Below are 12863 nucleotides of genomic sequence, written 5' to 3'. Positions count from 1 at the left end.
TATGGCATCCCTGCCATACCCACGCAATTAGCCTTAAGTATGCCTTAGCGGCGTGGGTGTGCAGCAGAAAGATGCACAAGCATGAGGGCTGCGTGGGTATGGCAAGGATGCCATACCCTCCTAAGTTATTAATAAACAAGCGTCTACACAAGAACTGGAAGATATGGTAGATATTTTCATGTAAACAACAAAAAAGGGTATGCATATCTGCATACCCTTTTCTATTATTTATAATACATTCGTTTATTCAGCGCGGAAGCTCGGAAGGTCTTCCTTTACGAAGTTCATGATGTACACATGTTCTGCCGTAACCTCAGCCTGAGCCATGCGAACGTATACGTTAGCGCTCTTAGAGAAGAGCTCTGCCGAACGTGTAGCGTCCTCGAGGATGAGGAGCGACATAACGATGTCGCCAGTCATGTTGTACAGACGGCGTGCGAGGAAGTCCTGCACCTCCTGGTCCTGAGCCTCCTTCACGTAATCGAGAGCCTGCTCGTAGAGCTTCACCATCTCAACGACGCGAACCTTCAGCGGCTGCAACTCCTCTGCAACCTCCTTCTCGAGCATCTCCTTGATGATGCCGAGGTAGGTGCCGTTGGTGATGTAGCGGATAGCGGCAACCACCTGCAGCTGTGTCGTACCCTCGTAGATAGAGAAGATACGTGCGTCGCGATAGAGGCGCTGACACTTGTACTCCATGATGAAGCCCGAACCGCCGTGTACCTGTATAGCATCGTATGTGTTCTGGTTGGCATACTCCGAGTTCATACCCTTAGCTAGCGGTGTGAACGCGTCGGCAAGGCGCGAGTACTTTTTCAGTTCTGCACGCTCCTCGGGTGTGAGCTTGCGCTCGCGAGAGATGTCCTCAAGAGCCTTGTAGATGTCTACGTAACGTGCTGTCTGGTATAGGATAGAACGACCGGCGTCGAGCTTAGCCTTGATGCGTGCAATCATGTCGTAAACAGCCGGGAACTTAACGATGGCTGTGTCGAACTGCTTGCGCTCGCGAGCGTACTTCAGAGCCTCGTCGTAAGCAGCCTGGCTAATGCCTACCGACTGTGCGGCGATGCCGAGACGTGCGCCGTTCATGAGAGCCATTACGTACTTGATGAGTCCGAGACGTGTAGAGCCGCAGAGCTCTGCCTTTGCGTTCTTGTAAACAAGCTCGCAGGTAGGTGAGCCGTGGATACCGAGCTTGTGCTCGATGTGGCGTACTGTTACGCCGCCGTCGCGCTTGTCGTAGATGAACATCGACAGACCGCGGCCGTCGCGTGTGCCTTCCTCAGAGCGTGCGAGCACGAGGTGGATGTCAGAGTCGCCGTTGGTGATGAATCGCTTCACACCGTTCAGACGCCATGTGCCGTCCTCGTCCTGTGTAGCCTTGAGCATTACGCGCTGAAGGTCGGAACCTGCGTCAGGCTCTGTAAGGTCCATTGACATTGTCTCGCCAGCGCAGACACGCGGGATGTACTTCTGGCGCTGCTCCTCTGAACCGAACTCGTAGAGAGTCTCGATGCAGTCCTGCAGCGACCAGATGTTCTGGAAGCCGGCATCGGCAGCCGAAACAATCTCCGAAGCCATAGAGTACGGAGTGATAGGCATGTTCAAGCCGTTGTAGCGGCGAGGCATAGAGATGCCCCACAAACCAGCCTGGCGTGTAGCCTCGATGTTGTCGTAGGTCTTCGATGCGTAGTGCATACGTCCGTCTACGAGGTGCGGACCTTCGAGGTCTACGTCCTCAGAGTTCGGCTCGATGATGTTGGCAGCGATGTCGCCAGTGATCTCGAGCACACGCTTATAGTTCTCGATAGCGTCCTCGAAGTCGACGGGCGCATCCTCATATTTATCTTTGTCGGCGAAGTTGCGCTCCTTGAGCTCTACTACGCGCTGCATTTCCGGGTGATTAAGATAGAAATCGTACTCCGGATGGTCGGTATAAAAGTTAGCCATTGTTTTTATTTTTTAGGAGTTAAGGAGTTAAGGAGTCAGAAGTTAAGCCATATGCAGACCTTCTTATAATATATGCAGCTCTTCTTATCATGTTCCGTAATGTTATTCCAATGTATTACTAAAATTAGAATTAAGCATTGCTTTGCAATAACCATTTAAAAGTTTGCTCGCTTCCTCTATTTTTGAATAAAGAATATTATAGACGTCATTATCTATATATCCCAAATCTCGTGATAATATTACGTAACACCTACATTCTTCGAGACTGCCTTGAGAAATATTCATAAAACGAAGTTTATCTGCTTTGCCAATTTTCTTATAGCCTTCCGCAATATTTGCAATAATAGAAACGGCTGCACGTTGAAATTGGGATATTAACCCATATTTCTCTGATTCAGGAAATGATTTTGTATATTTGTATACATCCAATACAAAATCATAAGCTTTCTGCCATGCCAAAATATTTTGAAAAGTTTGTCCCATAAAAAACAAATGGCTTAACTTCTTAACTACTGAATTCTTAACTACTTATTATTTGCCTTATAGTACTTGATGAGTTTCGGAAGTACCTCCTCAACGGTGCCGGTGATTACATAGTCGGCAATCTTGTTGATAGGAGCATCCGGGGCGTTGTTCACAGAGATGATGATGCCAGAGTCCTGCATACCGGCGATGTGCTGTATCTGACCAGAGATGCCGCATGCGATGTACACCTTCGGGTGAACAGTTACACCGGTCTGACCGATCTGACGGTCGTGGTCGCACCAACCAGCGTCAACGGCAGCGCGGCTTGCGCCAACCTCGCCGTGAAGCTCCTTGGCAAGCTGGAAGAGCATATCGAAGTTCTCCTTAGAGCCTACGCCGTAGCCACCAGCCACAACGATAGGAGCACCCTTGAGGTTGTGCTTTGCAGCCTCAACGTGGCGGTCGAGCACCTTCACAACGAAGTCTGCCTCGGGCACGTACTTGGCTACGTCCGGGTAAACCACCTCGCCCTTTGCCTCGCCCTCGTAGAGAGCCTTCTGCATCACACCGCTGCGCACGGTAGCCATCTGCGGACGGTGCTCAGGGTTGACGATGGTAGCCACGATGTTGCCACCGAAAGCCGGACGAATCTGATAGAGCAGATTGTCGTAGTGAACGCCACTCTTCTTGTCGTCGTAGTCGCCTATCTCAAGCTCTGTACAGTCGGCTGTAAGACCGCTTGTGAGCGAAGAAGAAACACGCGGACCGAGGTCGCGACCTATAACTGTAGCACCCATAAGCGCTATCTGCGGCTGCTCCTCCTTGAAGAGGTTCACAAGGATATCGGTATGAGGAGCCGATGTGTAAGGGAAGAGGCCCTCAGCGTCGAAGACGAAGAGCTTGTCAACGCCGTAAGGCAGAATCTGATCTTCCACCTTGCCCTTAATACCAGTACCCGCAACCACAGCGTTCAGCTCTACGCCGAGCTGGTTGGCGAGCTTGCGGCCCTTGGTGAGAAGTTCCTGAGACACTTCCTGAACCTGAGTGCCTTCTATCTCGCAATATACAAATACGTTGTTCATTATCCAATAATCTTTTCGTCCAACAATTCCTTTACCAAGCCCTCGATGTCGGCATCGCAGCCGGTGAGGGTTTTGCTTTCCTTAGCCTGGAACACAATGTTCTTGACAGCCTTCACCTTTGTAGGCGAACCGCTCAAACCGCACTGCTGCGGGTCGCCGTCTACGTCGGCAACGGTCCACTGGTTGAGTGTGAGGTAAGGACGCTCCTCGTAGAGATAGTTGTACTTATCCTCGGGCTTGCGCTCCATAGGAGCTGTGGCACGCTTGTACTTCATGACGAGCTTGGCGTTAGCCGGACGGCACGGAGCCGCAGAACCAGTCACTGTAACTACGAGCGGCATCGGAGCCTCAACGGTCTCTACACCGCCGTCGATATGGCGACGGATGGTGAGTTTGCCGTCCTCGCACTTGAGGATTTCCTCAGCGTATGTCACCTGCGACAAGCCGAGCTTCTGAGCCACCTGCGGACCAACCTGCGCTGTGTCGCCGTCAATAGCCTGACGACCACCGATCACTACGTCCACGTCGCCAATCTTCTGGATGGCTGTAGCCAAAGCGTAAGATGTAGCGAGTGTGTCGGCACCTGCAAACAAACGGTCGGTAAGCAACCATCCTGTATCTGCACCGCGGTAGAGACCCTCGCGAATAACCTCTGCTGCACGCGGAGGACCCATTGTCAAAATACCTACTGTTGAACCCGGATTCTGCTCCTTCAGACGCAGAGCCTGCTCCAACGCGTTCAAATCTTCGGGGTTGAAGATTGCCGGTAGGGCAGCGCGATTGACAGTACCTTCGGCTGTCATTGCGTCCTTGCCGACATTTCGTGTGTCGGGTACTTGCTTGGCAAGTACAACAATTTTCAAACTCATAGTTATAATTAGTAATAAATTATAGTTAATTTTCCATTTTTTAAATGATATGCAAAAGTAATAACTTTATGTTAATCAGCCAAATTAAGAACTCTAAAAATGCACTTTCACCTACTCCTTGCACCTTAATTATATCAAGAAATAACACCCCGAAGTGAGTTTTTTCAAGCCGAAAGCGCAGATTTTTCACTAAATATACGTAACTTTGCATCACAAATTTTCAAAACACATCATTCTTATGGGAGGCATATTTGGCACCATCTCCAAGAAAAGCTGCGTAGCAGATGTTTTCTACGGAACCGATTACAACTCACACCTCGGTACTCGTCGTGGCGGTCTTGCCATGTACAGTAAAGAGAAAGGGTTCTCACGTTCTATCCACAATTTGGAAAGCTCGTATTTCAGGACAAAGTTCGAACCTACACTCGACCGGTTCGAAGGTAGCACAGCGGGTATAGGCGTAATCAGCGACACTGACGCACAACCGCTTATCATCAACTCGCACCTCGGACGCTTCGCAATCTGCACCGTAGCAAAGATTGCAAATCTTGAGGAAATCACCAAACAATTGCTTGAGAAAAACATGCACTTTGCCGAACTCTCTCAAAGTGCCACAAACCAAACCGAGCTCGTTGCCTTGCTCATTATTCAAGGCAAGACATTCCGCGAAGGTATAGAGAATGTCTTTCATCACATAAAAGGCTCATGCACAATGATGATTCTCACCGAGGATTCTATCATCTGCGCTCGCGACGCATGGGGCCGCACACCTATTATTATTGGCAAGAAGGACGGGGCGTATGCCGCCTCAAGCGAGTCGTCATCGTTCCCGAACCTCGACTACGAGGAGTGCTACAACGTCGGACCTGGCGAGATTGTGAAACTCACCGCCGATGGCATGACACAGATACGCCCTGCCAACAAAAAGATGCAAATATGCTCATTCCTTTGGGTCTACTATGGCTTCCCCACCTCTACCTACGAGGGCAAGAACGTGGAGAAGGCTCGCTTCGACAACGGCTATTATCTCGCAAAGACCGACGACGTGGAGATAGACTGCTGTTCTGGCATCCCCGACTCAGGTACGGGCATGGCGATGGGCTACGCTGCAGGCAAGGGTGTGCCCTATCAGCGTTGCATAGCCAAATACACTCCGACATGGCCGCGCTCGTTCACACCGTCCAACCAGTCGATGCGTTCGCTCGTAGCCAAGATGAAGCTCATACCGAACAAGGCTATGCTCAACGGCAAGCGTGTATTGTTCTGCGACGACTCAATCGTGCGTGGCACGCAGCTGCGCGACAACGTACACGTGCTGTACGAGAAGGCAGGACTGAAGGAGTGCCACATGCGCATCGCCTGTCCACCGCTCGTCTACAGCTGTCCGTTCATCGGCTTCACATCGTCGAAGAGCGAGATGGAACTCATCACACGCCGCATCATCGAGAAGTTTGAGGGCGATGCCAACAAAGACCTCGAGAAGTACGCCACAACCGACTCGCCGCAGTACAAACGCATGGTTGAGGAGATACGCTCGCAGTTGGGACTCACCTCACTGAAGTTCAACACCATTGAGCAGCTCATCAAGGCCATCGGACTGCCGAAGTGCCAGGTATGTACCCACTGCTTCGACGGTTCGAGCCAGTACACGCTTGAGGAGCAGGCTGACGAATAAGCGTTCTGAACAAAATACAACAATAATATAAAGTGAAAAAATCCGTTTCGCAACATGAACAGCGACACGGATTTTTTCGTATCTTCAAAATACAAACACACAAATAATGAAAAAGAAAGAACTCTGCTACATCGTTATTGTAGCCGTGCTTGGCATCTCGCTGCTGCTGAGCTTCGCCGTAGAAGTGTTTCACCTCGATCTGGGTGGCTTCAGTTGGGTTGCCGGTTGGGTGTCGTCACCGATTGCTCTCGCCATTGGCTTCGCCTTCGCACTGTTGTTGGGCAAGGCGTTCCCCGATTTCAACAAGACGATGTCGAAGAAGATGCTGCAGTACTCCGTTATAGGTCTCGGCTTCGGCATGAACGTAGACAAGGCGCTCGCATCGGGTGCTGAGGGCATGGTGTTCACCATAGCCAGCGTGTTCGGAACGTTGGCGCTCGGATGGCTGCTGGGCAGAAAACTGCTGGGCGTAGACACACAGACGAGCTATCTTATCTCGTCGGGAACAGCCATCTGCGGCGGTTCGGCGATAGCTGCGGTTGGTCCGATAATACGTGCCAAGGCTGAAAGCATGTCGGTGGCGTTGGGCGTGGTGTTCGTGCTCAACGGCATTGCACTGTTCCTCTTCCCCACTATCGGCGACGCACTTAGCATGACGATGAAGCAGTTCGGCATGTGGGCGGCGATAGCCATACACGACACGTCGTCGGTGGTTGGAGCCGGTGCGGCTTACGACCAGATGCATCCCGAGCTTGTGGCTCAGCAGGGCGTGAGCGCACTGGAGGTGGCTACGACCATCAAGCTGACACGTGCACTCTGGATCGTAGTGCTGGCACTCGTCACGCCGTTCTTCTTCCGCAAGCAGCTTGCTGCAGCCGACGGCGCAACGAAGCCTTGGTACTCTTGCGTGCCGCGCTTCATAATATGGTTCGTCGTAGCCATTCTGTTCAACACATACGTGCTGAGCAACGCCGCACTCATCGGCGACGCGGCTGCCGAAATCGGCACACAGTTCAGCGGAGCCGTGAACAAGCTCGCGAAGAACCTCATCACGCTCTCGCTCTTCTTCATCGGAGCATCGCTGACGCGCGAGACGCTACGCTGCGTAGGTCTGAAGCCGCTTGTGCAGGGCGTTATGCTATGGATAAGCATCAGCCTGATAAGTCTGGCTTATATCTTCTGGATTTAAAAACTAAAGTATAGTATACAAAAAAGCGGGGGCTGATGCCTCCGCTTTTTTGTTTTAGTTCCTATAATCTATATTAGATGCAAATTATATCAGCATCTACAATCTGTATCAGTTTCTACAATTTAGTCCTGATAGTAAACTCGCTTTACGCGGTTGCTGATGCCCGTAAGCACCTCATACGGTATGGTGTCGATGGCATCTGAGAGCGTAGTCACAGGCAGTTCTTCGCCGAAGATGACAACCTGATCGCCCTCTGCACAGTCGATATCCGTAACGTCAATCATCGCCACGTCCATGCAGATGTTGCCCACGTACTCAGCCTTCTTGCCGTTTACGAGACAGAAACCGTGACGGTTGCCGAGATGGCGGTTCAGACCATCGGCATAGCCGATAGGTATCGCTGCGATGCGCGAGTTGCGCGAGAGCTTGCCGCGTCGGCTGTAGCCCACTGTCTCGTCTGCTGGCACATCGTGTATCTGAAGAATCGTTGTCTTCAGCGTCGTCACATTGTTTATCATCGAGTTGTCACGCGAGTCGTAGCCGTACAGTCCAAGTCCGAGTCGGCACATATCGAGCTGGCGTTCGGGGAAGTGCTCGATGCCTGCCGAGTTGTCGATGTGGCGCAGAATCTTATGCGGGAACGCCGCACAGAGCTGACTGCTACCGCGGTCGAACAGCTCAAACTGATGAGCCGAAAACTCGTCGAACGAGTCGCTGTCGCTGCCCACAAAGTGCGAGAACACCGAGCGCGGCACGATTGCCGACTGGTGCTGCAGGCGATCTATCAGCTCCGGCATATCCTTGTCGGGGTCGAAGCCGAGGCGGTGCATACCCGTATCGAGCTTTATGTGTACAGGGAAATTGCTTATGCCCTCCTTCTGCGCCTCGCGAACGAGCGCGTCGAGCAGTCTGAACGAGTAGACTTCGGGCTCGAGGTCATAGTCGAACATAGTCTTGAATGCCGACATCTCTGGGTTCATAATCATTATGTTCGACGTAATGCCGTTCTTGCGCAGCGTCACGCCCTCGTCGGCTACAGCCACTGCAAGATAGTCCACGCGATGATCCTGCAGCGTCTTCGCTATCTCCACCGCACCTGCTCCGTAGGCGTCCGCCTTTATCATGCACACAAGCTTCGTCTCCGGTCGCATGAACGAGCGGTAGAAGTTCAAGTTCTTCACCACGTTCGAGAGGTTCACCTCAAGAATGGTCTCGTGCACCTTCTGCACAAGCAGTTCAGTGATATTGTCAAAACCGAAGCGGCGTGCGCCCTTGATGAGTATCACCTCGTCGCTGAGCGACTCGAACACCTTATTGTGTATGAACGACGTTACGTCGTGGAAGAAGTACTTCTCCCCTACCTCTATCAGGTCGGCATGCTCCATAATCTGCGGACCGATGCCTATTATCTTCTCCACACCGCGCTGCACACAGAGGTTTGACACCTCCTTGTAGAGCACGTCGAGCGGCTCACCGGTCTGATAGATGTCGCTGAGTATGAGCGTGCGCTTGCGTCCCTTGTGATCTGGTCGACGACTCATAAAGTCGAGTGCAATGTCGAGCGAGTTGATGTCCGAGTTGTACGAGTCGTTGATGAGCGTACAACCCCTCTGTCCCTTCTTCACCTCGAGGCGCATCGCCACCGGTTCGAGCGACGCCATACGCTCGGCAAGACGCTCGCGCGAGAGTCCGAGATACAGCGCCACAACAGCCGTCGTAACAGAGTTGCGCACCGATGCCTCGTCGATGAACGGCAGCACATACTCGCCCGTCTCCCCGTTATATATATAATGTATAGTAGACGTAAGCCCCTTCCTCTCAACGCTCTCCACGAAGAGCGCAGCCGAGCGATCGCTCATCGACCACGCGAGGTTCTCGCCCTTGTAGCCTACGCTGCGCACCACGCGGTCTACCACCTCGTCATCCTTACAATAGACGATAGTCTTCGTGTCGTGGAAGAGCACCACCTTCTCGCGGCACTTCTCCTCCAACGACGAGAAATTCTTCTGATGCGCGTCGCCAATGAACGTGAGCACGGCGATGTCAGGCTGTATGATGCCGCGCAGAGCCTGCATCTCGCCCGGTTCGCTGATGCCAGCCTCGAACACACCCACTTGGCTCTGCTCGTTGAGCAGCCATACGGAGAGCGGCACGCCTATCTGCGAGTTATAGCTGCGCGGCGAGCGCGTCACATTCATCTCCGGCGAAAGCAACTGGTAGAGCCATTCCTTCACGATGGTCTTTCCGTTGCTGCCCGTGATGCCCACAATAGGTATGTCGTATTCCTCGCGGTGACGCTCGGCGAGTCGCTGCAGGGCGACAAGCGAGTTCTCCACTTTCAAGAAGTTTGCGTCGGCGTATGTTGTGTTATAGTCGGCAGGAACATCCTCTACAACGAAGTTGCGCACTCCGCGGCGGTAGAGGTCATAAATGTAGTTGTGACCGTCGTTGCGTCCCGATTTCAAAGCGAAGAACAATGTCTCCTCTGCGAAACAGAGCGATCGGCTGTCAGTAAGGAGGAACCCGATATTGGCATCTGCTGTGCCAAAGCGGTGGGCTCCAATGAGCGTTGTTACCTTTTCAATAGTATAAGTCATTTTTCCGTACTATATTTTTCGGGTGCAAACTTACTTATTTTCTCGCAGATACAAGCAGAAAGTATCATAAAAATATTACAATCGATTTAATTCTTCGATATTCTTGTCCACCTTTTCAAACTTTTGCTTTCCGAAGCTATAACTGAATCGTAGCATAACTTTACGACTTTCTCCATGGCCCCAAGACGAAATATTCAAAGCATCCTTTATGCCATAGCTGTCCCAACGCTCAGTATGGAAGATATCTGTCATCAAAAGAGAAAGACGCATACGTCCATCATGCCAACTCTTGTTAAGGTCAACATCTACACTTCCAGTTGACTTGCTCACTTCATAGCTTCCACCTTGTCGCTTCGAATAGTACCTTCCTGATACTTCAAGGGTGATACCGGCAGGCAGGAAAATACTGTTGGTTGCAGACAAGAAGCAGGATGGACGCTTGTATTCATGTTTATATGTTTCGTAATCCAGTTTATTCATAAAGTAGTATAATCCTGCATTTGCACTGAACTGCCACCAAGAAGCCACGCGTTTTGAGAATATGGCATCAAGACCTATTTGTTGCTGTTTGCCTATATTTTTCGTCGTCATGACTGTTTTGTTCTCACCATACACGTCAGTAATTGATGTAAAATAATCGTTGAGTTTGTTGTAATATAGATTCAAAGACAAGTTTCCTAATGTATAGGAAAGCATAATCTTATTGCTTATTTGAGGTTCGAGGAACGGATTACCTTTCCAATAAGTCAATTCGTCAAGCAGATACTCAAATGGATTCAGGTCTTCATAACGGGGTTTGTCCTGTCTTCTGCTGTATAGCAGAGCGATTTTGCTCTTTTCATTTATTGTATATGAAGCACTCAGATTTGGGAACAATCGAAAATGACTCTGCTTGTTTGTCTCAGAATCTTGATTCGTTTGCGATTTGAGTCTGTTGTATGTGTGCATATACTCCATACGCAGTCCTGCACTCAACTCGATTTTATTCCAAGAATGAGTGTATTGAGCATAAGCCTCAAGGTTTTTCTCCTCGTAATAGAAGTTGTTTGAGCGTTGTGTGTCTATTGCACCATTCTTCTTGAAGAGAAACGTATTGTTACTATTGATAAGAGTAGTCTTGACACCTGCAAGTATTTCGTTCTGAGCATTCGGGTTGTATTTATAGTCTGCAAGAAGCGCATAGATATCAATGTCTTTATCTGGCTCAGAATAGAAAAGATCGGAACGTATAGGCATATTGGTCGCAGAGAAGTACTCATTAGGCTGCTCGCAACGAGCATTGCCATCAAAATGAGTCCAATCTGCCGAAAACGAGAACTGCATCTTTGATGATGGTCTATACTGATAATTCACGTTGTTGCTATATTGGAGGTTTTTCTGTTCAATATAATTGTTACGTGCTTTGAGTATGTTATCCAACAGATTTGTTCCTTGATAGATTTCTGTTGTTGTCTCAGTCTCTCCTGGACCAACAAGCACATTTACAGTGCTGTTCATAAAAAGCTTGTTCTTTTGATTAGGTTGCCATGAAAAATCAATGCCTGCAGAATAAGTGTTTCGTTTGTCTGTATCTGTCGTCTCTGAAATATTCTTGTCTCCATTTTGAACCTTTTCGTAACCATAATCCATCGAATGGTGTCCTAAACTATGATTATAGTTCAGACCCAATTGCCATTTGTTAGTATTATAAGAAATAGCGAAATCAGAATTCTGTTTTAGATTTTCCCAATAACCAACGCTATGTGATGTCGTTACGAAAAAACCAGATGTTTCAGATGTTTTAAGAATAATATTTATTACACCGCCAGCACCCTCTGACCCAAAACTTGCATTCGGGTTATGGGATATTTCTATTTGTGATATTTTCTCAGAAGACATGGAGCGGAGATAAGTTGACAACTCGTCTCCCTGCAGCATTACTTTTCTACCATTAACATATATGGCTGTTCCACCAAGCGAAGCCAAGGATATTTCACCCTTGTTATTTACGGAAACGCCTGGAGAATGCTTCAGAACCTCTAAAGCATTTCCGATGTCTGTAAGATATGATTGGGCAACATTAATATGAATCTTGCCGTTCGAAGAAGTTGTCATTGGACGTGACTTCCGTGCTGTGACTACAACATCTTGCAGAGAAATCTCGTCAGGCTCCAAATAGATGTTCGGAATAGCGGTAGGACCTGTTATGGTTATATTCTTCTTTATCTCCCTATAACCCAAGGTCCTTATGCATAAAAGAAACTCACCTTTATGAACTGGCAAATGAAAACACCCAGTACTATCTGTTACGGTTGTCTCTATTAGAACATTCTCTGGCAGAGATACCAGCATGACGACAGCTGCATCAAGTCCTTGTTTTTGTTCGTCTAACACTCTTCCACCGATGCTTTCTTGAGCATTCACAGACATCGCAAAACTTATGCCTACACAAAACAGTAGCATTTTTGCAATAAAATTGCCAACCGGTAATAGCCTCTCTTTAAAATCTGCCATAACAAAAAAATAGGTTAATAAAACTAACTCGCTCTAATTTGGACTTTGATTGAATATCAAGAAGTTGGGCGTTTGCCTACATAATATAGGTAACAATATGGAAACGAGCGGACTTCTGCTCGTTTCTGTATTTTGCAATATGCAAAGAACGCCTTAATTCGGTGACAAAGATACGATATTTTTCTAAATATCCAATGATTTACAAGAGGAATTTTATGGAAATTAGAACTTTTGCGTAAAATCTGATGCTTACCAACACAATATGCATCCAAAAACAAACAGCAGGTATTCGGATATAGTTTATCCGAATACCTGTTGCCATAACGTTTTATTGCTGACGATGATTCTGACATCGGCTTTCATGTACTGTTGCAATATTGGGGTATTTTGTCCCTGTGTGCTCACAGTGGCTGTAGCCATAAAATAGTTGCCATCTTCCCTATTTATGAGTTTGGCATTATGTCTTATGATGTTGCAGTTATAAGATGCATTGTCGTTACCCTCGAAAGAAACATGAGCTGTCCTTGGCTCATCGAAAAGATG

General features: G+C 49.0%; 9 protein-coding genes. 2 read left to right on the top strand and 7 right to left on the bottom strand.

The features are described 5' to 3' along the window. Window positions 1-243: 243 nt before the first annotated feature. The 4 genes from HMPREF0673_RS13100 to HMPREF0673_RS13085 all read right to left on the bottom strand — a co-directional run bounded on the left by HMPREF0673_RS13100 (window position 244) and on the right by HMPREF0673_RS13085 (window position 4366). A complete protein-coding gene (locus HMPREF0673_RS13100) occupies window positions 244-1950 on the bottom strand; it encodes an acyl-CoA dehydrogenase family protein (protein WP_007903421.1) in 1707 nt (568 codons plus the stop codon). A 102-nt stretch (window positions 1951-2052) separates the two neighbouring features. Next, a complete protein-coding gene (locus HMPREF0673_RS13095) occupies window positions 2053-2433 on the bottom strand; it encodes a four helix bundle protein (RefSeq protein WP_007903420.1) in 381 nt (126 codons plus the stop codon). 41 nt (window positions 2434-2474) lie between these two features. Then, entirely contained in the window at window positions 2475-3497 is a 1023-nt protein-coding gene (locus tag HMPREF0673_RS13090; protein ID WP_007903418.1) for an electron transfer flavoprotein subunit alpha/FixB family protein, read from the bottom strand. Next, complete coding sequence (locus HMPREF0673_RS13085) at window positions 3497-4366, bottom strand: electron transfer flavoprotein subunit beta/FixA family protein (protein WP_007903416.1); 870 nt, start codon at window positions 4364-4366, stop codon at window positions 3497-3499. Before HMPREF0673_RS13085 ends, HMPREF0673_RS13090 begins: the two co-directional genes overlap by 1 nt. Before the next feature lie 238 nt (window positions 4367-4604). Here HMPREF0673_RS13085 and HMPREF0673_RS13080 point away from each other — a divergent pair, with 238 nt between their 5' ends. Together HMPREF0673_RS13080 and HMPREF0673_RS13075 are read left to right on the top strand one after the other, a co-directional pair. Continuing rightward, window positions 4605-6041 carry an amidophosphoribosyltransferase gene (locus HMPREF0673_RS13080; protein WP_007903410.1) on the top strand — a complete coding sequence of 479 codons (1437 nt, stop codon included), beginning with the start codon at window positions 4605-4607 and terminating at the stop codon, window positions 6039-6041. 106 nt (window positions 6042-6147) lie between these two features. Beyond that, on the top strand, window positions 6148-7230 hold the full coding sequence (locus tag HMPREF0673_RS13075; protein ID WP_007903409.1) for a YeiH family protein: 1083 nt from the start codon (window positions 6148-6150) through the stop codon (window positions 7228-7230). Between the two features lie 122 nt (window positions 7231-7352). On the opposite strand, the gene HMPREF0673_RS13070 is transcribed toward HMPREF0673_RS13075, so the two are convergent. The 3 genes from HMPREF0673_RS13070 to HMPREF0673_RS14830 all read right to left on the bottom strand — a co-directional run. Continuing rightward, window positions 7353-9827, bottom strand: a complete 2475-nt coding sequence (locus HMPREF0673_RS13070) for a bifunctional UDP-N-acetylmuramoyl-tripeptide:D-alanyl-D-alanine ligase/alanine racemase (protein WP_007903408.1) — start codon at window positions 9825-9827, stop codon at window positions 7353-7355. A 75-nt stretch (window positions 9828-9902) separates the two neighbouring features. Beyond that, window positions 9903-12320 carry a TonB-dependent receptor domain-containing protein gene (locus HMPREF0673_RS13065; protein WP_007903407.1) on the bottom strand — a complete coding sequence of 806 codons (2418 nt, stop codon included), beginning with the start codon at window positions 12318-12320 and terminating at the stop codon, window positions 9903-9905. 300 nt (window positions 12321-12620) lie between these two features. Continuing rightward, window positions 12621-12863, bottom strand: a 243-nt coding sequence (locus HMPREF0673_RS14830; RefSeq protein WP_007903405.1) for a hypothetical protein, incomplete at its 5' end; no start/stop codon positions are given.

The sequence above is a fragment of the Leyella stercorea DSM 18206 genome (assembly GCF_000235885.1).
In the GTDB taxonomy this organism is placed as follows: Bacteria; Bacteroidota; Bacteroidia; order Bacteroidales; family Bacteroidaceae; genus Prevotella; species Prevotella stercorea.
The sequence above is the reverse complement of the archived record's forward strand: the minus strand, read 5'-3'. Positions and strand labels throughout refer to the sequence as shown.